The sequence below is a fragment of the Ruminococcus sp. N15.MGS-57 genome (genome assembly GCF_000980385.1).
Taxonomy (GTDB): Bacteria; Bacillota; Clostridia; order Oscillospirales; family Ruminococcaceae; genus Hominimerdicola; species Hominimerdicola aceti.
Genome location: NZ_LARF01000002.1, coordinates 37,049 through 62,162, shown reverse-complemented (window position 1 = coordinate 62,162; position 25,114 = coordinate 37,049). Strand labels below are relative to the sequence as shown.

The following is a 25,114-nucleotide window of genomic DNA, read 5'->3' as shown; positions in this document are numbered from 1 at the left end:
CAGCATTAATTTTGTTTTAGTCTTTGCCTTTAAGAATAGGCGACAAAGGCTTATAAATAAGAATTGTGACCAATGCACAAATAATACCCTTCACAAAAGTAAAAGGCAGATTGAAAATACACAGTGCAGAGAAAATATTCTTTACGCTACCCATTATCTGCTGGTACATACCGAGTATAGCAGCTTCTCCGCCGAATGCTTTAAAGTATATAGGATAAACGATAAAATAATTCAACGGCAAGCTTATTACTGTGAAAACCAAAGTGCCAATGATACAGCTTATGATAGCATTCTTTCTGGTTTTTTTCTTGTGGTATATAACAGAAGCCGTCAGCACAAAAGCTGCGCTTGTTACAAAGTCAAAGATGTTGCCGATACCCATTGTTGTGCCTAGTCCCTTTATAATCAACTGGATAACGTTCTTGATAAGGCAAACGATCACGCCCGCAATAGGTCCCATTGAGAAACCTGCCAGCAGGGATATAACATTTGAAAGGTCAAGCTTGATAAATCCTGGCATAAGTGGCACAGGAAAATCAAGGTAATATATTACAGTAGCTATGGCGCTGAGCATTGCCACCGTTACCATTTTTCTTGTTGTAAAAGTTTTATTTCTTGGCATAGTGTTATCACTTGTCATTTTAATTCCTCCAAATAATAAAATTATCGGGAGAAACAGCAGCAAAAGCAAAAGCACCCTGAAAATAAAATCAGGGTGCAATTCATGCGTTATTGATCTGTCGTTTCTTCCATCCGGACTTTACCGTCGGTTTCGGATTTTCACCGAATCAGCGCATTTCTGCGGTCGAGGACTTACGAATACTATTCGATCACCTCCGGTGTGGAATTTCACCACCCCTGAAACACATTATTAAATTTTGCTGAACACTTTTTATGAGATCAATCCTCGTTGTCCTCGTCCTCAATTTCTGAGAAATCAAACTCAAGGCTCTCTCCACAGTTTGGACAGTCAATAGAACCGTCAGCGATAATGTTCTCGTCGAGCATTATTGTGTCACCGCAGTTAGGGCACACACACTCATACATAGCGTCCTCATCATCGTCATATTCGTCATCACAGCAGCAATCGTCGTCACAATCACAGTCGTCATCGTCATCATCGTCGCCGTAAATAAGCTCTTCTATCTCGCCGAGATCCTCGTCAAGAGTATCAACAAGCTCAACTGTCTCGTCAACTTCTTCTGCAATATCCTCAACTGTAGCAGACATCTCATCAAGGATATCAGCCATAATTGTCAATATCTTTCCTTCGTTTGTGGAATCGTCAATCTTAAGACCTTCCATAAGTCCCTTTAAATATGCAACCTTCTTTGACAGCTCCATAATATTCCCTCCGTTTCTAAAAACCGTAAAGGCTAAAACTTATGCTCTTTCCATGTACTCACATGTACGAGTATCGATTCTTATTCTATCGCCTGTGTTGATGAACAGAGGAACTCTGATCTCAGCACCAGTTTCAACTGTTGCAGGCTTTGTAGCATTTGTAGCTGTATCGCCCTTGATACCAGGCTCTGTCTCTGTTACTTCAAGATCAACAAAGTATGGAGGCTCTACGCCGAATACTGTACCCTTGTAAGAAAGGATCTTACATACCATGTTTTCCTTTACGAACTTAAAGTTATCTGAAAGCTCAGCCTTGTTTACTGGAACAAGCTCATAGCTCTCTGGATCCATGAAATAATAAAGATCACCGTCATTGTAAGAATACTCCATATCCTTTCTCTCAACATATGCTGTTGGGAATTTAGCTGTTGGATTGTATGTCTTTTCAACAACAGAACCTGAAATTACATTTCTAACCTTTGCTCTGACGAACGCTGCACCCTTACCAGGTTTAACGTGCTGAAACTCAACGATCTGCATTACGTTGCCGTCCTCTTCAAAAGTCACGCCGTTTCTGAAATCACCAGCAGTTACCATTATTTAGTACCTCCATAAACATTCTTAATTAATGTGTACACAGTTCAAGATGTCCGCATACCTCTATATTTATTTTACCATATTTATTTGTTTATTGCAATAGCTTTTGAAAACTTTTTTACCAAAAAATCAAAAAAAATTACAAGCAAATAAGCTCTTTAGGGGCTTTTGTCATATTGATACAGCCGTTTTCTGTAACAACAACAAAATCTTCTATTCTTACACCAAACTTGCCCTCAAGATAAATACCTGGCTCTACTGTTACGATCGAATTTTCAGGCAATATATCTTCCCTGCTAGGCGAAGCATAAGGGCTTTCATGTATCTCAACTCCCACACCATGTCCGAGAGAATGGCCGAAATTATCTCTGTAGCCTGCTTCAGTTATGATATCCCTTGCTATTTTGTCAAGTGCTTTTCCTGACATACCTGCCTTTACTGCGTCAAGGGCTGTAAGCTGTGCAGTAAGAACAGTTTCGTATACAGACTTCATCTTGTCACTAGGTTTGCCTACGCATACAGTTCTAGTCATATCGCTGTGCCAGCCATCATAAGTTGCTCCGAAATCCATAAGCACGAACTCACCGCTCTCAACTTTTTTGTTAGATGGTACACCATGTGGAAACGAAGTATTAGAGCCTGAAAGTGCAATAGTGTCAAAAGACAGAGCTTCAGCACCATTTTTAAGCATATAATAGTCAAGCTCCAGCTGAATTTCTTTTTCAGTTCTGCCGACCTTGATAAAGTCAAGCATATGTGCAAAACCCTTTTCAGCGATACGCTGTGCTTTGATTATCTTGTCTATCTGCTCTTGGGATTTAATTGTTCTGATCTCTCTTATTATTTCCGCAAGCTTTGTGTCCGCGATGACCTCAGCATTAAGCTTTTGCTGATATGCGATAAGCTCGGAAAGTGTGCAGGTATCGGCATTAACAGAAACTGTTTTTGCACCATGCTTTTCAATAAGACTGTTTATCTGCTCATAGAGCTTGTCCTGCAAAATGACCTCGCAAGCTGTTACAGTTTTCTTTGCCTTTTCAATATATCTGAAATCTATGATAAAATACGCTTTTTCTGGAAAAACCAATAGTGTTCCTGCACTTGATTTCATTGCGGTGAAATATCTTCTGTTCACATCGTCAGTGATAACAGCACAATCTGCCGCTTCTGTTACTCGTGAACAAAGTTTTTCAAGATCAGTCATTGTCTGCACCGCTTTCATTTTTCCATTTGTAATACAAAGCGTCAACAGCCATGTAGTATGAATACTTTCCGAACCCGCTTATCTGACCCACGCATACAGGTGCAATAACAGAAGTGTGTCTGAATTCGTCACGGGAGTGTATATTGCTCAGATGCACCTCAACGACAGGAATCTTTATTGCGGCGATGGCGTCTCTGATAGCATAGCTATAGTGTGTATAAGCGCCTGCATTAAGTATAACGCCGTCATAATTTTTTCTAGCAAGGTGAAGCTTGTCGATTATTTCACCCTCATGGTTTGACTGATAAACGTCGCAGTGAAACTCATATTTCATTGCATGCTCGATTATCTCGTTGTTTATGCTCTCGAATGTATCTGTACCGTAAACTCCAGGCTCACGCTCGCCCAGAAGATTAAGGTTAGGACCATGTATAACAAGTATTTTTTTCATATAAATACTCTCCTATCTTTATTTCACCGACAAATAATAATTCTTCATTGTCAGTGCGTCTTTGTCCTGAGTGCCTGCACTTTCACAGACGAATATAGGTGAAAGATCTTTCTTTGCGACTATCTCCATAAGCGGCTCATAGTCAGGTCCAAAGCCTTGATTATCGTCGAAAGTCAGGTGCTTTTTCTCGCCGCCTGGATTTGTAAACATTATCTTAGAAAAATGGCTGTGGAATATTTTCAGCCTGTCGTGACCGATAGCATTTTCCACTTCATCAAGCATTTTCTCATACTCTGCCTTACCTTTTATATAGCCGAACTCTCTTGCGTTAAGATGTCCGAAATCTATTGTCGGCAGGAACGTATCATCAAGCTTGCAAAGCTCCAGCACTTCTGTTAAGTTACCAAGCTGATTTACCTTGCCCATAGTTTCAGGGCAAAAGACGATATGCTCAAAGCCCTGCTCAACGGCTGCTTTTCTAGCCCTTGTGAGAGTATCTTTAGCAAGTTCCAAAGCGTCCTCTCTGCTTATTTTCGCACAGCTTCCTGAATGGATAACTATTCTATCAGCACCCATTCTGCTTGCAGCGTCACAGGATTGCAGAATATAATTTATGCTGTTATCACGCTTTTCAGCTTCAAGGCTTGAAAGCGAAATAAAATACGGCGCATGGAGCGAAAGCGTGATATTATGCTCTTTAGCCTTATCTTTCAAGGCAAAAGCTATTTTATCGGAGACCTTAACTCCCCTGCCACACTGATATTCATAGTGGTCAAGCCCCATTGCTTCGAGATATCCCGGAGCTTGAAGTGTTGTTTTATATTTAATGGAAAAAGCCTCGCTGTTTCCCGCAGGTCCGAATTTTGCCGACATTAGTATCATTCCTTTCGTTTTATGCTATTTGAGCTTTGGTAAAAACGGCTTTTCACAGGCTCTTTTAAATCGAAATGGCAAGCTCGTTTCAGGCTCTATTGGGAACACAAATATGGAGCGTATACCTTTTAGATTTGAGCCAAGCACGTCAGTGAATATCTGATCACCCACAGCCGCAACATGTTTCTTATTAAGCCCCAGCTTAGCTATAGCTTTGGTATATCCAAAGGTCAGCGGTTTTTTGCCTTCAGGTACAAAGTCAAGCTCCAACTGCTCTGCAAAAGGCTTTACCCTTGGAGCATGATTGTTTGAAACGATCATAAGCTTTATCCCTGCCGCTTTCATCTTAGCAAGCCAATCAAGACTCGACTGCGGGGGAACGGGATTGTTATGTGTTGTCAGCGTATTATCAAGATCGAGGAGCAGCCCCTTGATATGCTTTTTAGCAAGAAAATCGGGGGTTATCTCTCCTACCTTGTCAAAAACATAAGTTGGTTTGAACATAAAAAAACTCCTGTAGTATAAAATAAAAAGCGGACATAAAAATGCCCGCCTTTAATTACATATTAGTATTTACGCTTACGAGCAGCTTCGGACTTCTTCTTACGCTTTACCGAAGGCTTTTCGTAGTGTTCTCTTTTACGAACCTCTGCGATAACGCCGTCTCTTGCACATGATCTCTTGAAACGCTTAAGTGCTGTATCCAAAGTTTCGTTCTTTCCAACACGGATTTCTGCCAAAATTATTCCCTCCCTTTGCCACCTGTGACAGAGGCAATTCTATCGGAATTTCCGAAAATCAACGGTGATAGTGAAGGTGTCTGCAAAAGCAAACTGAAACGCTTTACGTTCCCCCAGTCCTACTCTTTCGGACCGCTCTGTCTTTAATCTGCGGAATTTATAAAACCGATATAATTACAAATTTAATTATACTATATTTCCACCAAAAAGTCAATAGCTTTCTGGCTCTTTTTTTGATTTTTCTGAGGAAATTTTCGCTTACTTTACAACCAGATTTACAAGCTTGTTAGGAACATAGATTTCCTTGACTATATTTTTGCCTTCCGTTGCCTTAACGATAGCTTCGTCAGCCTTAGCAAGTGCGATAACGTCGTCCTTAGCTGCGTCTGTAGGTATTGTGAGCTTGGATTTTACCTTGCCGTTTATCTGACAAACGATCTCGATAGTATCGTCCTTGCAGAGTGCTTCATCATATGTTACCCACTCCTGCTCGTCAAGAACTCCCTCGCAACCGATCATCTGATAAAGTTCTTCTGTAACATGAGGTGCAAAAGGATTGAGTATGATAAGAAGATCTCTGAACTCTTTCTTTGTGATAGAACCAACATTATATATCTCATTAAGAAGCGTCATCATTGCGGCAATAGCAGTATTGAACTTCATTGACTCGATATCATCTGATACCTTCTTGATAGTCTTGTGCATGAGTGATCTCAGCTTGTCGCTGTACTCGTCGCTGTCAACTACCTTATCCTGCAAAGCCCAAATTCTGTCCACAAATCTCTTACAGCCCTTAACACTGCTCTCGCTCCATGGAGCTGCCTTTTCATAGTCACCCATGAACAGAACATAAAGTCTGAGAACATCTGCACCGTATTCGTCAACAACATCGTTAGGGTCAACAACGTTTCCTCTTGACTTACTCATCTTCTCACCATCAGGTCCAAGGATAAGACCCTGAGCTGTTCTCTTTGCATAAGGCTCTGAAGTTGGTACAAGACCGAGATCGTAGAGGAACTTGTGCCAGAAACGTGAATAGATCATATGACGTGTAACGTGCTCCATACCACCGTTATACCAATCAACAGGCATCCAATATTTCAGTGCTTCCTGTGAAGCAAACTCATCATTGTTGTTAGGATCGCAATAACGCAGGAAGTACCATGAAGAACCAGCCCACTGTGGCATTGTATCTGTTTCTCTCTTTGCGTCACAGCCACACTTAGGACATTTGCAGTGTACGAAAGAGTCTATCTTAGCCAGAGGGCTTTCGCCGTCTGTACCAGGCTCAAAGTTCTCTACCGGTGGCAATTTAAGTGGAAGCTCATCATATGGCACAGCGACCATTCCGCAGTGAGGGCAATGTACTATCGGGATAGGCTCGCCCCAATATCTCTGACGATTGAAAGCCCAGTCTTTCATCTTATACTGAACGCCCTTTTCACCGCAGCCCAGTTTTTCAAGAACAGTAAGCATCTTTTCAATAGCTTCTTTCTTGTTTGTTATGCCGTTAAGCTCACCAGAGTTGACCATTTCGCCGTCGCCTGTGTAGGCTTCCTTAGAAATGTCGCCGCCCTTGATGACTTCGATTATGTCAATGCCGAACTTCTTTGCAAAATCATAGTCCCTGGTATCGTGAGCAGGTACAGCCATGATAGCGCCTGTGCCGTATCCCATCATAACATAGTCTGAGATGTAGATAGGTATCTCTTTGCCTGTGATAGGATTGATAGCTGTCAGACCATCTATCTTAACGCCTGTTTTATCCTTAACGAGCTGAGTTCTCTCAAATTCGCTCTTCTTTGCACACTCTGTCTTATAAGCGTCAAGGTCAGCAATGTTTGCAATACTATTTCTGTATTTCTGGATGATAGGATGTTCAGGAGCGATTACCATGAATGTGACGCCGTAAAGTGTGTCAGGACGTGTAGTGTAGATCTTGAGCTGCTCGTCCTGCTCTTTGATCTTGAAGTTTACAAAAGCACCTGTTGATTTTCCTATCCAATTCTGCTGCTGGAGTTTGATGTTAGGCAGATAGTCAACTTCTTCAAGTCCCTGAAGAAGCTTGTCAGCGTATTCTGTGATCCTCAGATACCATACTTCTTTAGTTTTCTGAACTATCTCGCTGTGGCAAACATCGCAGTGACCGCCCTGTGAGTCCTCATTTGAAAGAACGACCTTACAGCTTGGGCAATAATTTACGAGAGTCTTATCTCTGAAAACAAGACCGTTCTCAAACATTTTAAGGAATATCCACTGTGTCCACTTATAGTAGTTTTCGTCGGTCGTATCAATAACTCTTGACCAATCGAATGAAAAACCTACTCTTTTGAGCTGCCCCGTGAACTTCTTAATGTTGTCGTCAGTTACTTTTCTTGGGTGAACACCTGTTTTAATAGCTGTGTTCTCTGTAGGCAGACCGTAAGCGTCAAAGCCTATAGGGAAAAGAACATTATAGCCCTGCAAACGTCTTTTACGGCTTACAACTTCTAGACCAGAATAAGCCTTGATGTGTCCAACATGCATACCGTGACCTGACGGATAAGGAAACTCTACAAGTCCGTAAAATTTTTTCTTCGAAAAGTCATTGCTTGCCTCAAAGGTCTTATGCTCGTCCCAGTATTTCTGCCATTTGCTTTCTATGGCCGAAAAATTGTATTCTTTCATCTTTATCAATCCTTTGTTAAATTATAATTGTCAAAATTAATCCTGTGGCTCGTCTGGTAAGAACTGCTTTACGTCGATATCCTTGCCGTCAGACCATAGTCTTTCAAGATTGTAATGATCTCTTGTTTCCTTATAGAAAACATGAACTATGATATCACCGTAATCAAGTACGACCCAAGTTGCACCCTGATAGCCCTCTGTTCTGTTAGGTTCAATGCCAAGCTGGCTCATTTTGAACTCAACTTCCTCAGCAAGGGCCTTTGTCTGAGTGCTTGAAGTACCATTTGCTATAACAAAATAATCCGCAACTATAGTCAGGTCACCGATCTTTATTATCCTGATGTCCTCTGCTCTTTTTGAATCAAGAGCTTTAACAATAGTTGACAGCTTTTCATTCTGTGAAATATTATCCATAAAAATCTCCTTTATTTTGAATTATCGGCAAAATCATTATATGCTTCAAGTGTGGAAACAGGGATAGTATTACCCTTTTCCACTGAGTCTTTTATTGAGAATTTCAAAGCCTCAAACATTGCTTTCTCCAAGCTTTGTTCGGCATACTTTCTCATTTTCTTTACGTCTTTATAATCCCTGTCCGCAGAAATAAGGTCTGCAAGATATACTATCTGGCTAAGCTTGGGCATATTGCCACAGGCAACTGTATGATAGCGTATAGCTGAGATTATCTCAGGATCATGGATATCAAAAAGCGTCTGCACAAGCTCTGCCCCTGCAATACCGTGAAACAGAGGAACAGCCTTTTTCTCTATATCGCACACATCAAGTGAAGATTTAGAAACTATAGCCGCAAGCTCCAATGCTGGTATCTCTTTTGCAACATCATGCAAAAGTCCTGCAACATAAGCCTTGTCTGCGTCAGCACCATATCTTTTTGCAAGCTCCACAGCGGAATTTGCCACGTTCATAGAGTGTGTGTATCTCTTTTTTGATAAATGTTCTTTTAGGTATGCTTTATAAATGCCTATTGTTTTTTTATCTGCCACTTAGAAAACCTCGGTTATACAAATTTTTGTCCACTATATATTGTACAACATTTTCACTCAAATAGCAAGAGCAATCAACATTTTTTTTGAGCATTTGACGTATCTCAGTTGAAGACACCTCAAATGGGTCAGTTTTTACTATGATTATCTCTCCACCCTCGGCTTTGAGCTGTTTGGCTTTCACCTCTATGTGGTCAATGTCCTCATGCGAGCGTGCAACGCAGATAAGTGCCGAAAGTGATAATATCTCCTTATACTGATACCATTCTTCAAATGAAAGCAACATATCACTGCCCATTATAAAAAACAGCTTATCATGTGGATATATCTCTTTTAGATGTCTGAGTGTTATCACTGAATAGCTTTTGCCCTCTTGCTTAAGTTCCCAATCGGATATTTCCACACATGGGATATCTGCAAAAGCAAGTCTGCACATATTCAACCTATCCTCAGAGGAAGCTAAGTCCTCCGCTTGCTTATGTGGAGGTATTCTGTCAGGCATGACGATCATCTTGTCAAGACCCGCCTGCTCCGCTACGCTTTTAAGGCAATTTAAATGCCCTAAGTGAACAGGATTGAACGTGCCGCCGAAAACACCTATTTTCATTACTTTGACTTTAATTTTATAACAGGCTGCTTCTCATTGCGTTTATAAAGTACCGCCTTTGAGCCTATTACCTGAACGACTTCAGCAGATATCTTTTCAGCGATCTCCTCTGCGGCTTCCCTTGCGGTGTACATTGAGTTGTCAAGCACCTTTATTTTTACAAGCTCGTGAACTCTCAGATAATCGTCTATCTGTGCCACCTGAGCGTCATTAACTCCGCCCTTGCCTATCTGAAAAGCAGGCTGTATAAGCGAAGCCATACCTTTAAGTTCTGCTCTTTGTTTAGTTGTAATCATAATCTAAATCCTTTCAGTTTACTGCTTTGTGAGCTGTTCAAGCAAAGCTTTCAGTGCGTTTGCTCTATGGGAAACGGTATTCTTTGTTTCTGAGTCCACCTGAGCAAAGCTCTTGTTCCCATACATGAAAATAGGGTCATAGCCGAAACCGTTTCTGCCAACAGGCTCATGAGCTATCTTACCGAATACTTTTCCCTCAACGGCTATCTCTTCACCGTCTGCTTTGATAAAGTGTATTGTACAGGTAAAGTGTGCTCCCCTTTTATCATCAGGTATTTCTTTCATTTTTTTAAGCACAAGAGCGGTACGCTCATCATCAGTTTCGAGTCCGCCATATCTTGCTGAATATACTCCAGGCTCACCATCCAGGGCGTCTATCTCAAGACCGCTGTCGTCTGCAAGTACAGCACAGCCGCAAAGCTTGAATGCAGCTCTTGCTTTTAGTGCAGAGTTTTCAGCAAAAGTAGTGCCTGTTTCCTCAACATCAAGTATCAGACCTGCCTCTGATTGCGAGAACACCTCATAACCAAGCGGCTCAAGAATCTGTTTATATTCTCTTATCTTGCCTTTATTGTTGCTTGCAATAACAAGTTTCATTTTTTCTCCTTTAGTTGTGTATATAAGTTACCTTATTTTTCTTTAATTTTTCACGGCATTTGTTTGCCTTATCTTTGAAAACTGTACCGATACATTCTTCGTTGAAAACAACTTTCATTCCACATTCAATAGCACCTATTGCAGTGTTGATAACGGAGATACCACCATCAACACCTACAAATTCTATCTCTTTCACATTCCTTGCTCTCATAAAATCTTCAAGAGCAACGTTTGAAAAAGCATCGGGCTTGCTTTTGGAATAAATATTTTTGGATACAACTTTCAGCTTTGCTGGAAAGCTAGCCGCAGGTGTTCCCTCTTTGGGCATTCCTCCACCCAAAAGTCCCTTTTTGTAGCTGACGATATAAAAGACCTCCTCAGCTTTATAAGCAGAGATACGCTTGTTTATGGCGTCGATAAGTGATTCGGCATCATATGAGTATGTGGTTTTATCTCTGCCCCTTCCTACATACATTTCCTGCATATCAACTACAAACAAAACCTTATCCATAAAAAATTCCCCCTGATTTTATACTTTTAAGTGTCTAATCCAATATTCTATTATTCAAACAGCGCTTCAACAAAATCTCTTGCTGAAAACGGCTGTATGTCGTCTATTTTTTCGCCTACTGTAACAAGCTTTACAGGCACTTGCAGATCATCGGTTATGCTGATAATTATTCCACCCTTGGCTGTGCCGTCAAGCTTGGTAAGAATAATACCCGTTATATCAGCTACTTCGTTGAACTGTCTTGCCTGATTAACTGCGTTCTGTCCCGTTGTAGCGTCAAGCGCAAGCAGAACTTCGAGAGCGCAGCCCTCTGCCTGCTGGTGAACTATACGGGATATCTTTTTCAGCTCGTCCATAAGGTTTTTCTTATTGTGAAGACGTCCTGCGGTATCGCATATAACAACGTCAGCCTGTCTTGCCTTAGCCGCCACCAGTGCGTCAAATACCACGGAAGCAGGGTCTGAACCTTCGTTGTGCTTGATTATGTCTACCCCTGCACGCTCTGTCCACACTTCGAGCTGGTCAATAGCAGCCGCTCTGAAAGTATCAGCCGCCGCAACGATAACCTTTTTGCCTTGTTTGTGAAGCTGATAAGCAAGCTTACCGATAGTTGTTGTTTTGCCAACACCGTTTACTCCGATAACCAGTATAACTGACGGTATTGTTGACATATCGAGCTTCTGATCCTCACCGAGCATTTCTGTGATTATCTCTTTAAGCATATCCTTGATTTTTTCAGGCTCTTTAACACCCTCCTGCTTGACTTTCTGTCTGAGCTTATCGCATATCTTTTCAGAAGTTGTAACACCGATATCGCAGAGGATAAGCGTTTCTTCAAGCTCCTCAAAAAGATCTTCATCTATTTTGCTGAATGAATGGAGCAGACTTTCTATTCTGCCCATCATTGAGTCTTTAGTCTTTTTAAGACCATTTTTCAGCTTTTCAAAAAATCCCATTTCTTCACTCCTATTCAAGTTTCATTTGACGTGTTTCCGAAACGTCCATTTTAAGAAGCTTGGAAACACCCTTTTCTTGCATCGTTACGCCATACAGAACGTCAGCTTCTTCCATCGTTCCACGTCTGTGAGTAATGGTGATAAACTGTGTTTTATCTGTAAGGTGGTGCAGATATTGTGCATATTTACTTACGTTCACATCATCAAGCGCCGCTTCTATCTCATCGAGAAGACAGAAAGGTGATGGAGAAATTTTCAGGATTGCAAAATAAATTGCAATAGCCACCAGAGCCTGCTCACCGCCTGAAAGGGACATAAGGTTTGTTATGACCTTGCCTGGCGGCTGAACGTTTATCTCAATACCACATTCAAGGACATTGTTTGGATCTGTGAGAATAAGCTCGCACTGACCACCACCGAAAAGCTCGGTGAAAATTTTCTTGAAGTTCGCATTTATACGTTCAAAGCTGTCGGTGAACATATTCTTCATATTTTCTGTCAGATCCTCGATAAGTTTTTCAAGTTCTGTTTTTGACGTATTTACGTCATTAAGCTGACCTGTGAGAAATTCGTGTCGCTGTGACACTTCTGCGTATTCCTCTATAGCTCCAAGGTTTACGCTTCCAAGATTTCTTATCTTTCCACGAAGTTCGTTGAGTCGCCTATTAGCTACCGTTATATCCACAATATCCTCGGCTATCTCTGCAGCGTCGCTTCTTGTAAGCTCATAATCGTCCCAAAGCTGTGCCACAAGCTTATCAAAGCCTGCAGTAACAGATTTTTTCTGTTCCTCCGCTCTTGTAATCTGACCTGAAAGTGTTTCCTTCTCGTCCATTTTGTGCTTCTGCTTGGTGCGAAGTTTGTTTGCTGCATTGTCAAGCTCAATATGCTCACGCTGAGCCTGCTCCGCCATTTTCTGTGCGGCGGCTATCTTTTCGTCAGCACCACTGAGTTCCTGTTTGGTCTGAAAAATAAGCTCTTTCTTCTCGGCTATTTTCTTTTCACACTCGGAGATATTATCGTTCAACTTGCCGCTGTCAGTATCACTGTCGCCGATAGTTTCTTCAAGCTGTGATATTGAAAGCTTGCAGGCATCAAGGTCTTTGGATAACTCTGCCGCCATTATCTTCATTTGCGAAAGCTCTTCGCTGAGCTGTTCACGCTTATTTTTAAGTTCTGCCTGCTCGTTCTGAGAGTCGGCAAGCTTGGCTTCATTATCTGATATCTCAGCTTCGATCTCTGAAAGTTCTGTCTGAGCCTTGTCGATATCTCCGCTTACTATCTTGTATTTATTTTTCAGCGTTTCGATAAATGTTTCTATCTCATCAAGCTTGTTTTCATAGTCAGAATAATACTCTGAAACACGCTTTATTTCCATTTCAAAACGGAGTATATCGCTGTTTACCTGTGAAAGCTTTTCCCTTAGTCCCTCGGTATCAGCGGTGTATTTTGAAACCTCTTGATTTAGCTTCTCAACATGCTGTTTAAGCCCTGTAAAGGAGTTTTCAAGTGCTGTTTTCTTTTTAGCAAGTGCTTCCGCTTCATTTTTTCTTGTAAGCAGACCTGTCTGTTTGGAAACGCTTCCTCCTGTGAATGAGCCGCCCGCGTTTATCACCTGTCCGTCCAGGGTAACGATGCGGAATTTATAGCCGTATTTCTTTGCGATAAGGGTTGCACTATCGATATCCTCTGCTATACATATCCTGCCTAAAAGGCTGTTGATTACGCCCTCAAACTGGCTGTCATACTTAACAAGCTCACAGCCTAGAGCCACAAAGCCGTCCTCATTTTCAAGTTGCGGCATATTTAGCCTGTTTCCTCGAACTGATGTAACAGGCAGAAATGTTGCACGGCCTGCTCTGTTCTCTTTCAGAAGCCTGATACCTCTCTTAGCAGAGTCCTCATTGTTTACGACAATGTTCTGAAGTGCCCCACCCAACGCAGTTTCAATGGCTACAGAGTATTTTGTTTCAACAGATATAAGCTGAGAAACAGTACCGCAAATGCCGCTTATCCTACCCTGCTGTGAGGCTTTCATTATATGCTTTACGCTGAACTGAAAGCCCTCCATGGAGTTTTCAAGGTCGGCTATAGTCTTTATCCTGTTCTCAACGTCACGGAGCTGTATTTCCGTATCTGTGAGATTTTTGCGACATTCTGAGAGCTTTGTGTTTCTAGTTTCAAGAAGCTTTGCAAGTCCGCTCATGCGGTTTGTAAGCTCCTGCTTGTTTTCGTCAGCTTTGCATTTTGATTCACGCAGTTCCTTTAATTCCTTTGAAGAAAGTTTTGAATGTTCTTCAAGCTGTTTTTTTCTTTCAAAAGAATTTTCGATCTGCTCATCAATATCCGAAAGGTTGTTTTTAGAATTTTCAAGTCTGAATGAAACTTCCGACTTTTTCATGTAAAGCTCATTTATAAAGCTTCCAGCTTCACTTACCGACTTGTCAGATAATGCAGTTTTATCAATAAGCTCAGAAAGCTCTTTTTCCTTACAATCTACGGCTTCCTGCTGCTTTGCTTTTTTCTCGTCGAGTTCTTCAAGCTCCTGTCTGCGTGTTTTCAGCTCAGCCTCAAGATAGTATTTTGATGAGTTGGACTCACTTATCTGCTCTTTAAGCTTCAAAATATTATCTTCAAGGTGAGAAATATCATTCTCATATACTGCGATCTTTGACAGTGCCTGAGAGTTTTCAAGCTCCACCTGATGTATCTGATTTTTGTAGCTGTCAGCAAGCTCAGATTTTTCAGCGCTCTTTGCAAAGCTGTCATTTATATCATCTTCAATGCTTTCAAGCTCCTGCGTGATGACCTCGTACTCTTTTTTTACAGCAGAAAGCTTCTCCTCATAACCTGCTATTTGGCTCATATACTTGTTGAGTTTATGCACCCATACGGAGACTTCCAGCTTTCTCTTTTCTTCATCAAGGACTCTGAACTTCTCCGCCTTTTCAGCCTGCGCTTTAAGCGGACCTATTCGTCCTTCTATCTCTCCCATGATGTCATTGATACGAGAGAGATTATCCTCAGCCGCCGCAAGCTTTTTTTCGGCTTCTTTTTTCTTTGAACGGAATTTTGAAATACCTGCCGCTTCTTCAAATATCTCACGGCGGTCATTGGATTTTCCGTTTACGATATCTGCTATCCTGCCCTGACCGATTATCGAATAACCATCCCTGCCAAGACCGGTGTCCATAAACAGTTCCACGATATCCTTTAAATTTACTTCTTTACCGTTTATCATGTAAAAGCTGTCGCCATTGCGGTAAAGCTTTCGTGATACTGACACGGTGTCGCTGTCATATTCAAGTGCACCGTCCTCGTTGTCTATGGTGATAGTTACCTGAGCAAAAGGCGCTTTTGGTCTAGTTTGAGTGCCGTGAAAAATAACGCCAGCCATTTTTTCACCTCTCAGGGCTTTGGAAGATTGCTCGCCCATTACCCAGCGCATAGCGTCACCGATATTACTCTTGCCTGAGCCGTTAGGACCGACAACTGCGGTGATACCCTTATTGAATTTCAGCTCTATTTTATCTGGAAAAGACTTAAAGCCCTGCAATTCAAGTGATTTAAGATACATTATTTTTCACCACCCCTCATTATGATTTCGTTTATCTTTATTTTATCGCTGCCCTCGTGACCTACAATTTTTATATTGACACCAAGATCTTTGAAATATTCTATATTAGCTTTTTTCTGACCTATTGCCTTGCTTATCTGCCTTTTCGGTACAGATATCACAACGGAAGCTATATCGCTTATATTGCCATGCTTTTCAAGCTCTTCTGCTATAAGACTGCGGTAATTTCTGCCTTCGCAAAGTTCTCGGAATGCAGGGTGATAAAATCCGCCCAACATTTGCTCCTCCACGACCTCGCTTGCGTGCAGACCAAGCTTTATAACATCTATACCAAGTTTATCGGCTTCTGTGAGAAGATAAGAACAGATTTTCACTACCTCGTCAAAGTCCATAGGCTTATATTCGCCACTTTTGTAAAGCTCTCCGAGCCTTGTACCATTAAGGATAACAACGGGATAAATACGTACTGTTTTAGGAGACAGCGCCGCTATCTTCGACCAAGTTTCCAGCTCAGTTTCACGGTTGCTTTTATAAAGTCCTATCATCATTTGCAGACCAAGGTCAAAGCAACCATAGCTTTTTATAAGCTTTGCAGCGTTTTCGACGTCCTGAACAGTATGTCCACGCTCGTTGGCTTCAAGAACAACATCTGACATAGACTGTGCGCCAAGCTCGATAGCCGTAACGTGATTATCTCTGAGAATGTCAAGTATCTCAGTGCTGATATAGTCAGGTCTGGTGGATATCCTTATACCCTTGAATTTGTCGTTGCCTATAAACTCCTGCGCTGCACCAAGAAGTTCGAGCATATATTCTCTCGGCACTGCTGTAAAGCTACCACCGAAAAAGGCTATCTCCGTCTGTGAAACGTCCTTGACTTCGTTCATTGCCTGTGTGCAGATACGCTTCACATCATCAGCGTGCGGTATCTTCTCTGTACCAGTTATGGTGCGCTGATTGCAGAACGCACACATATGCGGACAGCCTATATGCGGCACGAAGACAGATATATTACTGTGCCCCATAACCCATTAGTTCCAATGCTTCTTTAGCCGCCAACTGTTCAGCGGTCTTTTTCGATCTGCCTGTACCCTCGCCGATAACATTCGTATTCAAAAGTACCTGAACAGTAAATTTTTTATTATGGTCAGGACCTGACTCGCCTTTAAGGTGATATTCTATTCTCTCCTCAGGATTTTTCTGGATTATCTCCTGAAGAATAGTCTTGTAATCATGAAAAACAACTCCATCAGGCGTGATATTTTCAGGTATGAATGAAAGTATATATTTTGAAACAGGCTCGATACCACCGTCAAGATAAATTGCAGCGATAACTGCTTCAAAAGCGTCTGAAATAATTGACGGTCTTTCTCTGCCCCCTGTTATCTCCTCGCCTTTTCCGAGAAAGATATACTTGCCAAGTTCTATTTTCTTTGAGAACTCAAACAATGCTTTTTCGCACACAAGTGAAGCTCTCATTTTTGTCAGCTCGCCCTCAGGCATATGCTTGTAATGCTCGAAAATGTGATCTGACACAACTATAGAAAGCACTGAATCTCCAAGAAATTCAAGCCTTTCATTGCTGTTTCTTGCCTTCTTGTTTTCATTTGCAAATGATGAATGGGAAAGAGCTTCGTAAAGGAGCTTTTCGTCTTTGAATTGATAACCTATTCTTTCCTGAAACTCTTTAAGAGCCTTTTGCTCGTCCATTATAACATCTCCTGTTTGCTTTTCAACTGCTCGATAGCAGTTGTGATCTCGTCTATCACATTAGTTTCAGTAAATTGTTTTGCTTGTCTGATAGCGTTATAGAATGCTCTTGCATTTGATGAGCCATGTGCCTTGATAACAGGCTTTGCAGTACCAAGTAGAGGCGCTCCGCCATACTCAGAGTAGTCTACCTTTTTCTTGAATTCTTTAACATTCTTCATTACCATAAGAGCAGCGATCTTTGACTTTGTATCCTTAGTCAGAAGCGTTTTAAGTTCCCCTGAGAAGAATTTTGCCATGCCCTCGTAAAGCTTGAGCATAAGGTTTCCGCAGAAGCCGTCAGCCACGCATACGTCACAATCGCCCATAGGAAGCTGTCTTGCTTCGATATTTCCAACAAAGTTTACAGGTGCGTTTTTCAACTGCTTGTAAGTTTCAAGCTCCAGCTCTCTGCCCTTTGACTCCTCTGCACCAATATTTGCAAGACCTACTCTTGGTGACTTAACACCAAGTATCTTGTTCATATAAGCCGAACCCATTATTCCAAACTGAGTAAGCATTTCAGGACGGCAGTCTGCGTTTGCACCGCTGTCAAGAAGCATCGTAGGCGTCGTTGCCGTAGGAAGTATTGTTGCAAGAGCTGGTCTTTTGATTCCCTTTATTCTCTTTACGATAAACGTTGCTCCAACTACAAGTGCGCCTGTTGAGCCAGCTGAAACGAAAGCGTCGCCCTCGCCGTCTGCAAGCATTTTCATGCCCACAGCCATTGAACAATCCTTCTTGCTCTTGATTACTTCTGTAGGCTCTTCACATATCTCGATAACAGTATCAGCGTGCTTGATATGTAAAGCTGTGATATCAAGTCCGTTTTCCTGTGCACATTTTTTTATTTTTTCTTCATCACCAACAAGAGTAACGTCAACACCGAAATCTTTCTGTGCGTCAATTGAACCTTTTATGACTTCGAGAGGTGCGTTATCTCCGCCGAAAGCGTCAATTACTATGTTCATAACATTCTCCTTAAAATTCCTCAATAGCCTTGTCAAGGTCTGCAAGACCCCTTTCAGCTATCATCTTATATTTCAGTTTCTTATCTCTTATACGTTCGGGCAGTTCAGGCAGGATACCCATATTACATCCCATAGGCTGGAACTTCTCCACAGTAGGATCGCTTATATACTTTGAAAGCGCACCCAGCATTGTGGTATCAGGCAAGGTAACCGCAGGCTTGCCCTGCAAACGTCTTGCCATGCTTAACCCTGCAAAAATTCCGCTTGCCGCCGATTCGATATATCCCTCAACGCCTGTCATTTGACCTGCAAAATAAAGGTTTTCTCTATCTCGCATATTAAACTGCGGATTTAAGAGCTTAGGCGAATTGATGAAAGTGTTTCTATGCATAACTCCATAGCGTATAAATTCTGCATTTTCAAGTCCTGTGATAAGAGAAAATACTCTTTTCTGCTCACCAAATTTAAGGTTTGTTTGAAAGCCCACAAGGTTATACAGACTTCCCTCTGCGTTCTCTGCACGAAGCTGAACGACAGCATAAGGTCTGTTTCCTGTTCGTGGATCTGTCAAACCCACAGGCTTCAATGGTCCAAAACGCATTGTGTCCTCTCCTCTTTTGGCAAGGACCTCAACCGGCATACAGCCTTCATACACCTTGAACCCGTCCTTTGAAAAGTGCTCCTTATCAAAATCATGGAGCGGAGCGGATTCCGCATTGATAAGTTCATTATAGAACCTGAGATATTCTTCCTTATTCATAGGGCAGTTTATATAATCAGCCTCGCCCTTGCCATATCTCGAAGCAAAAAACACCTTATCCTTATCAAGACTTTCATATGTGACGATAGGTGCGGCAGCATCATGAAAATACAGATAATCACCGCATATTTTGCCGATACTCTCTGCAAGCCCATCGCTTGTAAGAGGACCTGTTGCGATTATAACATCGCCATCAGGTATATCTGTGACTTCTTCCTCAATAACAGTGATGTGAGGATTTTCCATTATCTTTGCCGTGACCATATCGGAAAACTTTTCCCTGTCAACAGCAAGTGCTCCGCCTGCTGATACCTTAGTTTCAGCTGCACATTCCATTGTGACAGAGCCAAGCCTGCGCATTTCCTCTTTTAGCATACCTGCAGCTGAATCTATTCTGTCCGCTTTCAATGAATTTGAGCAGACAAGCTCTGCAAAGCCCTTATATTTATGGGCAGGCGTAAACTTTTTCGGCTTCATTTCATAAAGCTCAACGTCTATTCCTGCTTGGGCTAACTGCCACGCAGCTTCACAGCCTGCAAGTCCTGCACCTATTACCTTAACCGCCATTAGATAAATTCCTTTCATATCCGCAATCAGGCTTATGGCAAATGAGTATTCCGTTCTTTCCGCCTTTCTGGAAAAGCGTACTGCCACACTTAGGGCATTTCTCTTCGGTAGGAACGTCCCATGTCATGAACTTGCACTCAGGATTGTCCTCACAGCCGTAATACTTTTTGCCCTTTTTGGACTTTTTCAAAAGCACTTTCTTTCCGCAGTAAGGGCAAATTCCGCCTGTTTCCTGAACTATTTTCTTGGTATTCTTGCACTCAGGAAAACCTGAGCAAGCCATAAATTTGCCATATCTGCCTATCTTTATTACCATAGGTTTGCCGCAAAGCTCGCACACCTGATCTGTTTCTTCGTCAGGCACTTTGATACGCTTCCCGTCCATGGCTTCCTCGGCTTCAGTCAATTCCTCGTCGAAGTCACTATAAAAGTCCTGCAAAGTTTTTACCCAACTTTTCTTGCCATTTTCCACTTCGTCAAGAGATTTCTCCATGTTTGCAGTAAACTTAACATCAACTATTTTATCAAAATGCTCGCTCATAAGCTGGTTTGTTACTTCGCCAAGCGAAGTCGGCTTAAGCTGTTTTCCGTCACGCTCAACATAATTTCTGTTTATTATGGTTGTAATAGTTGGAACATAAGTCGAAGGTCTGCCGATGCCTGTTTCCTCAAACGCTTTTACGAGGGTCGCTTCTGTGTATCTTGCAGGTGGCTGAGTGAAATGCTGATTTCCTTCAAGGTTACGCACCTTTATTGAATCACCGGATTTTATTGGAGGAAGCACGTTTTTCTTTTCACCCTCATCGTCTTTAGCCTCTTCATAAAGAACAGTAAATCCGTCGAACTTTACAGAATAGCCTGTTGCCTTGAAGTTACAACCGTTTGCAGAGATATCAACAGAAACAGTGTCCATAAGGCAGTTTGACATCTGAGAAGCTATAAATCTCTCCCAAATGAGTTTATAAAGCTTGTACTGGTCACTCGTCACTCCGCTTGCCTTTACCATATCAGGTGTTACCTCTGGGTGTGTTGGTCGGATGGCTTCGTGAGCGTCCTGAGCGTTGCCCTTAGTTTTATATTTTTTCGGTGTGTCAGGGATATACTTATCGCCATATTTTTTTCTGATAAAATCATATGCCGCTGCTCTTGCTTCATCAGAAATTCTAAGGCTGTCGGTACGCATATAGGTGATAAGACCTGTCTGACCCATATCGTTTATCTCAACACCCTCATAAAGCTCCTGAGCAGTTTTCATCGTTCTTCTCGCCTGAAAGCTGAGACGTCTTGACGCTTCCTGCTGTAAAGTCGAGGTGGTGAATGGTGCGGCAGGAGATTTTCTGTGAACGCTCTTTTTTACCTTGTCGATAACAAACTCGGCACCCTCAAGTCTTTTCAGTATCTCGTCAGCCTGCTCTTTATTTTTCAACTCTGGCTTTTCTCCGTCAACTGTATTAAGCTTTGCAGCAAAGGTCTTTCTTTCGCCGTTTGCGGAAAATTTTCCGTCAATGGACCAATATTCCTGAGATACAAATGCCCTTATCTCGTTTTCTCTGTCGCATATCATTTTAACTGCGACAGACTGAACTCTGCCCGCTGAAAGTCCTTTTCTTATCTTTCTCCAAAGAAAAGGTGAAAGCTTATAGCCCACAAGTCTGTCAAGGATACGTCTTGCCTGCTGTGCATTAACAAGGTTTATATCAATAGAACGTGGGTGGCTCATTCCAGCTTTGATACCAGTTTCAGTAAGTTCGTTGAAAGTTACTCGGTTTTTATCATTCAAATCAAGGCCCAAAAGCAATGCAAGATGCCATGAAATGGCTTCTCCCTCTCGATCAGGGTCTCCTGCAAGATAAACATGGTCGCTTTTCTTTGCAAGCTTTTTTATATCTTTTATAACGCCCTCTTTGTCTTTTATATTGACATATTTAGGTTCAAAATTATTATCTATATCGACGCCCAGCTTTGATTTTGGCAGGTCACGGACATGACCTTTTGAAGCCACGACTTCATAATCATCGCTAAGATAACGCTTAATTGTTTTTATCTTCGTTGGTGACTCAACTATGATCAAATTAGACAAATCTATTCTCCATTCTTAATATATATTAAAGTCCAAACATTTTGCCCGGATATGACTTAACAGTACCATAAAGTTCAAGCTCCGTTAGCTGTGCAAGCACATCAGAGATATCCATACCAAGCTTTGCGGCTATCTCGTCCACAAGCATATTTCCGCTTTTTAACAGTTTGCAAATGCTCTTTTGTGTGTAATCAAGCCCTGAAAGATCAGGCTCAGGTGTTGGCTTTACCTCTTCTGTTTCAGAAACAGTCTTGCTGTCAGGCACTTTTCTTTTGCTTTTTCTGTGCTTCACTGTCTTTGGCTCGCCATTGTTAAGTATAGCAGAATCCTCAGCAGGAAGCGTGAACTCTCCCAGGCTTTCCACAAGTCTAAGAGATTGATACCTTTCATTGCCAAGCGAATACACTATATCCTCTGCGCCGAACACAGGTTGACACTCATTTCTTATGAGATCACGTTGTCCGAAATATCGACTGTCATAGATATCATGTGGCGGTACTACAAATACCTGTTTTCCTTGAGATATGGCGTGATTGACATTATCAAGACCATGGCTTTCCTTGCTACACTCAGTAAAAAGCACTGCATTTGAAAGTCCTGTAAGAATCCTATTGCGATTCACAAAAGCATTTCCAAATGGTTTATAACCCGGAAAATACTCTGATATTACTACTCCATTCTCAGCGATCTGTTTTTTTAGCTCGTTACTTCCCTTAGGGTAATCACAATCAAGAGCTGTACCACACACAGCTATAGGTCTACTATTATTTTCAATAGCTACCCTATTAGCGATCTGATCTATACCGCCTGCAAACCCCGAAGCAAGCAGACAGTTCCTTCTTATAAGATCTGCGCAAATATGCTTCGTTATCTTTACAGAATATTCAGACGGCTCACGGGAGCCTACTACTGAAATAACGCATTTATCGTTTAAAAAGTCAAGGTTACCATAAGTATACAGAACAGCAGGTGGATTTGCGATCCGTTTAAGTCTGTCAGGATAGCCCTCACTTTCGTAACAATAAATATTTATGCCAAGCTCTTCACAGCGTTTTTTTATGATTTCTGCGTCTTTAAGACTATATTTTCCTATCCTCTGCAGCTCTTTATCATTAAGTCCGCTGACCATATGATCATCGAGTGCAGTCATGAACTCAACTATATCATCATAATTTGCAGAAACTTCCCATATACGTTTGCTCGATGGAGTGAAAATCAAAACCGCTCTTATCCACAATAAAAGTCTTTCTTTATCCATGACTGCCACCTCGAAACATTTCCCACAAAATGATTGTGCCTGCGCAAGCAGCATTAAGTGATTCTATGTTGCCGTGCATAGAAATAGTCACACGATTTTTACAAATGTCTGAATGTTCTTTAGGCAAACCTTTGCCCTCATTTCCTATTACAACAGCACACGGTCTATCAAAATCAAATTCTGTGATATTTTCACCGTTTCTGACAACTGCAGCATTTGTAACGATACCAAGCTCATCAAAAAGTGTTGCGACGTTCAGAAAATTATCCACTACAAAAAGATCAAGTCTTGTAGTACTTCCCATAGCGGAACGAACCACCTTTGGGTTATACAGATCAACGCAATTATCTGTCATAACTACTCCACTAACGCCTACGGCATCGGCAGTTCTTAAAAGCGTACCCAAATTACCTGGGTCCTGTAAATTGTCAAGCACGAGATACTTCCCGTTTTTGTCAATATACTCAGCCACAAAAGGCAAATCGACCTTGAAAACGATCATATAAATGCCCTGAGAGTTTCCCTCATCTGTCATTTTTTTCGCAAGCTCATCAGATATTTCAAAAACATCTTCGGGTCTTGTGCACAAGAAAAGACTATCGGTTTTAAGTGTATTTTTATATTTAGTCAAGGCCGTTTGAGTATAGAAAACAGAATGGACTTTTATTCTTCCGCACACAGCTTCATAAGCGGTGTCAACGCAGTTTCTTGCACCTTCAACAGCAAACAATCCATGTTCTTCCCTAGCTTTTTTTGATGACAGAAGCTTTCTGAAAAGCTTCACTCTAGGGTTATCTTTACTATTAATATGCAAACTGCGTCACCTCTTATTCTGAAAATTTAATCATTTAGTTGCCAAATGCGTCATATATGGTGTTGCCTTAATATACAACAAAACACGCAGGTTACAAGAACGTGCGTGTTTTTGACTATTAAAGAGCAGCCTTCGCCTTTTCTGCGATCGCTGTGAAACCAGCAGGATCGCTGATAGCTATTTCGGAGAGCATCTTTCTGTTAAGATTGATACCAGCCTTGTTTACGCCGTTCATGAATGTTGAATAATTCATACCGTTCATTTTAGCAGCTGCTGAAATTCTTGTGATCCAAAGCTTTCTGAAATCTCTCTTCTTCTGCTTTCTTCCAATGTATGCATACTGACCTGACTTCATTACAGCCTGTTTAGCCATTTTGAAGTGCTTGCTCTTGGCACCAAAGTATCCCTTAGCAAGCTTCAGAGTCTTATTTCTTCTCTTACGAGTCATCATTGCTCCCTTTACACGAGCCATAGTTATTACCTCCTGAAATTTTTAAAATTTGTTTTCCCTACAACTCGTTTATTTGTAAGGGATAAGAGCCTTTACGTTCTTGATGTTGGTATCATCTGCATAAGCTACACCACGCAGGATTCTCTTACGCTTGTGATCCTTCTGAGTAAGTCTGTGTCTTTTGTTTGTGTGCTGGAACTTAACCTTACCGCTACCGGTAACACTGAAACGCTTCTTAGCACCAGAATGTGTTTTGATCTTTGGCATTGTATTTATCCTCCTTATTATTTTACTTGTTTACTTTCGGAGAAACGAACATCACAAGACTGCGTCCCTCCATTTTTGATGGCTTGTCAACAACGCCGGCTTCAGAGATAGCGTCTTTGAATTTTGCAAGAAGTTCTTCACCGAACTGTGGATGAGCCAAAGTTCTTTTCTTGAACCTTACAGAAACTTTTATCTTATCTCCTCCGTTAAGGAATTTAACAGCCTGATTGACCTTTACATTAAAATCATGAGTGTCGATCGTAGATGACATTCTAACTTCCTTGATCTCGATAACTTTCTGATTTTTCTTTGCTTCCTTCGCACGCTTTGTCTGTTCAAAACAGAACTTGCCATAATCCATGATACGGCATACAGGCGGAGTTGCCTGAGGAGCGATCTTTACAAGATCAAGATCTTTCTCAAATGCAATTTTAAGAGCCTCGTCAGCACTTAAAATACCAAGCTGATTTCCGTCAACGTCTATGACCCTGAGTTCTTTATCACGGATCTCTTCGTTGATCTGATGTTCCCTGTTGCTAATGACGCAGCACCTCCAAAAATAAAATAAAACGGGCACAGAACTGATCCGTACCCGCATAAAATCACATCGATATGCAAATTCATGTTGACCTTTTTACTACAGAGAACTGCGCTTAAGGTGAGAACGGACATTGTTCTGCTTTGTTTACCATGATATTATACTACACTTTTACACACTTGTCAATACCTTTTCTCAAATTATTTCAAAAAAATATTATCAAGCTCTCTATATG

General features: G+C 41.5%; 27 protein-coding genes and 1 riboswitch. All 27 genes read right to left on the bottom strand.

Features of this window, described 5'->3' with window-relative positions:
• Window positions 1–16: 16 nt before the first annotated feature.
• The 27 genes from WS40_RS00710 to infC all read right to left on the bottom strand — a co-directional run bounded on the left by WS40_RS00710 (window position 17) and on the right by infC (window position 24,918).
• On the bottom strand, window positions 17–640 hold the full coding sequence (locus tag WS40_RS00710; protein ID WP_022286891.1) for an ECF transporter S component: 624 nt from the start codon (window positions 638–640) through the stop codon (window positions 17–19).
• Between the two features lie 97 nt (window positions 641–737).
• Window positions 738–870, bottom strand: a riboswitch (FMN riboswitch).
• 30 nt (window positions 871–900) lie between these two features.
• Window positions 901–1,344, bottom strand: coding sequence for a CD1247 N-terminal domain-containing protein (locus WS40_RS00705; RefSeq protein ID WP_046439330.1), 444 nt, complete (start codon window positions 1,342–1,344; stop codon window positions 901–903).
• Window positions 1,345–1,383: 39 nt separating this feature from the next.
• Window positions 1,384–1,941, bottom strand: a complete 558-nt coding sequence (efp, locus tag WS40_RS00700) for an elongation factor P (RefSeq protein ID WP_022286889.1) — start codon at window positions 1,939–1,941, stop codon at window positions 1,384–1,386.
• A 139-nt stretch (window positions 1,942–2,080) separates the two neighbouring features.
• A complete protein-coding gene (locus WS40_RS00695; protein WP_046439328.1) occupies window positions 2,081–3,163 on the bottom strand; it encodes an aminopeptidase P family protein in 1,083 nt (360 codons plus the stop codon).
• Window positions 3,138–3,596 (bottom strand): type II 3-dehydroquinate dehydratase, encoded by a 459-nt coding sequence (gene aroQ, locus WS40_RS00690; protein ID WP_022286887.1) that lies wholly within the window; start codon window positions 3,594–3,596, stop codon window positions 3,138–3,140. The genes WS40_RS00695 and aroQ overlap by 26 nt, the downstream gene beginning before the upstream one ends.
• Window positions 3,597–3,614: 18 nt before the next feature.
• On the bottom strand, window positions 3,615–4,469 hold the full coding sequence (locus tag WS40_RS00685) for a TIM barrel protein (RefSeq protein WP_046439326.1): 855 nt from the start codon (window positions 4,467–4,469) through the stop codon (window positions 3,615–3,617).
• A 24-nt stretch (window positions 4,470–4,493) separates the two neighbouring features.
• A complete protein-coding gene (locus WS40_RS00680) occupies window positions 4,494–4,973 on the bottom strand; it encodes a YqeG family HAD IIIA-type phosphatase (RefSeq protein WP_046439324.1) in 480 nt (159 codons plus the stop codon).
• Between the two features lie 62 nt (window positions 4,974–5,035).
• Window positions 5,036–5,209 carry a 30S ribosomal protein S21 gene (rpsU, locus tag WS40_RS00675; protein WP_002847085.1) on the bottom strand — a complete coding sequence of 58 codons (174 nt, stop codon included), beginning with the start codon at window positions 5,207–5,209 and terminating at the stop codon, window positions 5,036–5,038.
• A 258-nt stretch (window positions 5,210–5,467) separates the two neighbouring features.
• Window positions 5,468–7,876 (bottom strand): leucine--tRNA ligase, encoded by a 2,409-nt coding sequence (gene leuS, locus WS40_RS00670; RefSeq protein WP_046439319.1) that lies wholly within the window; start codon window positions 7,874–7,876, stop codon window positions 5,468–5,470.
• A gap of 36 nt (window positions 7,877–7,912) precedes the next feature.
• Window positions 7,913–8,290 carry a ribosome silencing factor gene (rsfS, locus tag WS40_RS00665; protein WP_022286883.1) on the bottom strand — a complete coding sequence of 126 codons (378 nt, stop codon included), beginning with the start codon at window positions 8,288–8,290 and terminating at the stop codon, window positions 7,913–7,915.
• An 11-nt stretch (window positions 8,291–8,301) separates the two neighbouring features.
• Window positions 8,302–8,880, bottom strand: a complete 579-nt coding sequence (gene yqeK / locus WS40_RS00660) for a bis(5'-nucleosyl)-tetraphosphatase (symmetrical) YqeK (protein ID WP_046439317.1) — start codon at window positions 8,878–8,880, stop codon at window positions 8,302–8,304.
• Window positions 8,870–9,487, bottom strand: a complete 618-nt coding sequence (gene nadD / locus WS40_RS00655; protein ID WP_046439315.1) for a nicotinate (nicotinamide) nucleotide adenylyltransferase — start codon at window positions 9,485–9,487, stop codon at window positions 8,870–8,872. The genes yqeK and nadD overlap by 11 nt, the downstream gene beginning before the upstream one ends.
• On the bottom strand, window positions 9,487–9,783 hold the full coding sequence (locus WS40_RS00650) for a YhbY family RNA-binding protein (RefSeq protein ID WP_022286880.1): 297 nt from the start codon (window positions 9,781–9,783) through the stop codon (window positions 9,487–9,489). Before WS40_RS00650 ends, nadD begins: the two co-directional genes overlap by 1 nt.
• Before the next feature lie 18 nt (window positions 9,784–9,801).
• Window positions 9,802–10,380 carry an RdgB/HAM1 family non-canonical purine NTP pyrophosphatase gene (gene rdgB / locus WS40_RS00645; RefSeq protein WP_046439313.1) on the bottom strand — a complete coding sequence of 193 codons (579 nt, stop codon included), beginning with the start codon at window positions 10,378–10,380 and terminating at the stop codon, window positions 9,802–9,804.
• Window positions 10,381–10,390: 10 nt separating this feature from the next.
• Window positions 10,391–10,891: an isochorismatase family protein gene (locus WS40_RS00640; RefSeq protein WP_022286878.1), complete on the bottom strand. Its 501-nt coding sequence runs from the start codon at window positions 10,889–10,891 to the stop codon at window positions 10,391–10,393.
• A gap of 50 nt (window positions 10,892–10,941) precedes the next feature.
• Complete coding sequence (gene ftsY, locus WS40_RS00635) at window positions 10,942–11,847, bottom strand: signal recognition particle-docking protein FtsY (RefSeq protein ID WP_046439310.1); 906 nt, start codon at window positions 11,845–11,847, stop codon at window positions 10,942–10,944.
• Window positions 11,848–11,857: 10 nt separating this feature from the next.
• Complete coding sequence (gene smc, locus WS40_RS00630; RefSeq protein ID WP_046439308.1) at window positions 11,858–15,424, bottom strand: chromosome segregation protein SMC; 3,567 nt, start codon at window positions 15,422–15,424, stop codon at window positions 11,858–11,860.
• On the bottom strand, window positions 15,424–16,449 hold the full coding sequence (locus tag WS40_RS00625; RefSeq protein ID WP_046439306.1) for an elongator complex protein 3: 1,026 nt from the start codon (window positions 16,447–16,449) through the stop codon (window positions 15,424–15,426). The genes smc and WS40_RS00625 overlap by 1 nt, the downstream gene beginning before the upstream one ends.
• Window positions 16,436–17,134: a ribonuclease III gene (rnc, locus tag WS40_RS00620; RefSeq protein WP_022286874.1), complete on the bottom strand. Its 699-nt coding sequence runs from the start codon at window positions 17,132–17,134 to the stop codon at window positions 16,436–16,438. The genes WS40_RS00625 and rnc overlap by 14 nt, the downstream gene beginning before the upstream one ends.
• The gene (gene plsX, locus WS40_RS00615) at window positions 17,134–18,144 is read right to left on the bottom strand and encodes a phosphate acyltransferase PlsX (RefSeq protein WP_046439360.1); all 1,011 of its coding nucleotides are present in this window, start codon (window positions 18,142–18,144) and stop codon (window positions 17,134–17,136) included. Before plsX ends, rnc begins: the two co-directional genes overlap by 1 nt.
• A gap of 10 nt (window positions 18,145–18,154) precedes the next feature.
• A complete protein-coding gene (gene trmFO / locus WS40_RS00610; RefSeq protein ID WP_046439304.1) occupies window positions 18,155–19,471 on the bottom strand; it encodes a methylenetetrahydrofolate--tRNA-(uracil(54)-C(5))-methyltransferase (FADH(2)-oxidizing) TrmFO in 1,317 nt (438 codons plus the stop codon).
• Window positions 19,461–21,551 carry a type I DNA topoisomerase gene (gene topA, locus WS40_RS00605; RefSeq protein WP_046439302.1) on the bottom strand — a complete coding sequence of 697 codons (2,091 nt, stop codon included), beginning with the start codon at window positions 21,549–21,551 and terminating at the stop codon, window positions 19,461–19,463. The genes trmFO and topA overlap by 11 nt, the downstream gene beginning before the upstream one ends.
• Before the next feature lie 25 nt (window positions 21,552–21,576).
• A complete protein-coding gene (locus WS40_RS00600) occupies window positions 21,577–22,809 on the bottom strand; it encodes a DNA-processing protein DprA (protein ID WP_046439300.1) in 1,233 nt (410 codons plus the stop codon).
• Complete coding sequence (locus WS40_RS00595) at window positions 22,802–23,623, bottom strand: TrmH family RNA methyltransferase (RefSeq protein WP_046439298.1); 822 nt, start codon at window positions 23,621–23,623, stop codon at window positions 22,802–22,804. Before WS40_RS00595 ends, WS40_RS00600 begins: the two co-directional genes overlap by 8 nt.
• A 118-nt stretch (window positions 23,624–23,741) precedes the next feature.
• The gene (gene rplT / locus WS40_RS00590) at window positions 23,742–24,095 is read right to left on the bottom strand and encodes a 50S ribosomal protein L20 (RefSeq protein ID WP_022286868.1); all 354 of its coding nucleotides are present in this window, start codon (window positions 24,093–24,095) and stop codon (window positions 23,742–23,744) included.
• 48 nt (window positions 24,096–24,143) lie between these two features.
• On the bottom strand, window positions 24,144–24,341 hold the full coding sequence (rpmI, locus tag WS40_RS00585; RefSeq protein ID WP_046439295.1) for a 50S ribosomal protein L35: 198 nt from the start codon (window positions 24,339–24,341) through the stop codon (window positions 24,144–24,146).
• A 22-nt stretch (window positions 24,342–24,363) separates the two neighbouring features.
• A complete protein-coding gene (gene infC, locus WS40_RS00580) occupies window positions 24,364–24,918 on the bottom strand; it encodes a translation initiation factor IF-3 (RefSeq protein ID WP_022286866.1) in 555 nt (184 codons plus the stop codon).
• Window positions 24,919–25,114 lie beyond the last annotated feature (196 nt).

What these genes read in the sequence shown, in the direction of transcription:
- WS40_RS00710 (WP_022286891.1), bottom strand. Translation starts at nt 640, where the DNA reads ATGACAAGTGATAACACTATGCCAAGAAATAAAACTTTTACAACAAGA.
- WS40_RS00705 (WP_046439330.1), bottom strand. Translation starts at nt 1,344, where the DNA reads ATGGAGCTGTCAAAGAAGGTTGCATATTTAAAGGGACTTATGGAAGGT.
- efp (WP_022286889.1), bottom strand. Translation starts at nt 1,941, where the DNA reads ATGGTAACTGCTGGTGATTTCAGAAACGGCGTGACTTTTGAAGAGGAC.
- WS40_RS00695 (WP_046439328.1), bottom strand. Translation starts at nt 3,163, where the DNA reads ATGAAAGCGGTGCAGACAATGACTGATCTTGAAAAACTTTGTTCACGA.
- aroQ (WP_022286887.1), bottom strand. Translation starts at nt 3,596, where the DNA reads ATGAAAAAAATACTTGTTATACATGGTCCTAACCTTAATCTTCTGGGC.
- WS40_RS00685 (WP_046439326.1), bottom strand. Translation starts at nt 4,469, where the DNA reads ATGTCGGCAAAATTCGGACCTGCGGGAAACAGCGAGGCTTTTTCCATT.
- WS40_RS00680 (WP_046439324.1), bottom strand. Translation starts at nt 4,973, where the DNA reads ATGTTCAAACCAACTTATGTTTTTGACAAGGTAGGAGAGATAACCCCC.
- leuS (WP_046439319.1), bottom strand. Translation starts at nt 7,876, where the DNA reads ATGAAAGAATACAATTTTTCGGCCATAGAAAGCAAATGGCAGAAATAC.
- rsfS (WP_022286883.1), bottom strand. Translation starts at nt 8,290, where the DNA reads ATGGATAATATTTCACAGAATGAAAAGCTGTCAACTATTGTTAAAGCT.
- nadD (WP_046439315.1), bottom strand. Translation starts at nt 9,487, where the DNA reads ATGAAAATAGGTGTTTTCGGCGGCACGTTCAATCCTGTTCACTTAGGG.
- WS40_RS00650 (WP_022286880.1), bottom strand. Translation starts at nt 9,783, where the DNA reads ATGATTACAACTAAACAAAGAGCAGAACTTAAAGGTATGGCTTCGCTT.
- rdgB (WP_046439313.1), bottom strand. Translation starts at nt 10,380, where the DNA reads ATGAAACTTGTTATTGCAAGCAACAATAAAGGCAAGATAAGAGAATAT.
- WS40_RS00640 (WP_022286878.1), bottom strand. Translation starts at nt 10,891, where the DNA reads ATGGATAAGGTTTTGTTTGTAGTTGATATGCAGGAAATGTATGTAGGA.
- ftsY (WP_046439310.1), bottom strand. Translation starts at nt 11,847, where the DNA reads ATGGGATTTTTTGAAAAGCTGAAAAATGGTCTTAAAAAGACTAAAGAC.
- smc (WP_046439308.1), bottom strand. Translation starts at nt 15,424, where the DNA reads ATGTATCTTAAATCACTTGAATTGCAGGGCTTTAAGTCTTTTCCAGAT.
- WS40_RS00625 (WP_046439306.1), bottom strand. Translation starts at nt 16,449, where the DNA reads ATGGGGCACAGTAATATATCTGTCTTCGTGCCGCATATAGGCTGTCCG.
- rnc (WP_022286874.1), bottom strand. Translation starts at nt 17,134, where the DNA reads ATGGACGAGCAAAAGGCTCTTAAAGAGTTTCAGGAAAGAATAGGTTAT.
- plsX (WP_046439360.1), bottom strand. Translation starts at nt 18,144, where the DNA reads ATGAACATAGTAATTGACGCTTTCGGCGGAGATAACGCACCTCTCGAA.
- trmFO (WP_046439304.1), bottom strand. Translation starts at nt 19,471, where the DNA reads ATGGCGGTTAAGGTAATAGGTGCAGGACTTGCAGGCTGTGAAGCTGCG.
- WS40_RS00600 (WP_046439300.1), bottom strand. Translation starts at nt 22,809, where the DNA reads ATGGATAAAGAAAGACTTTTATTGTGGATAAGAGCGGTTTTGATTTTC.
- rplT (WP_022286868.1), bottom strand. Translation starts at nt 24,095, where the DNA reads ATGGCTCGTGTAAAGGGAGCAATGATGACTCGTAAGAGAAGAAATAAG.
- rpmI (WP_046439295.1), bottom strand. Translation starts at nt 24,341, where the DNA reads ATGCCAAAGATCAAAACACATTCTGGTGCTAAGAAGCGTTTCAGTGTT.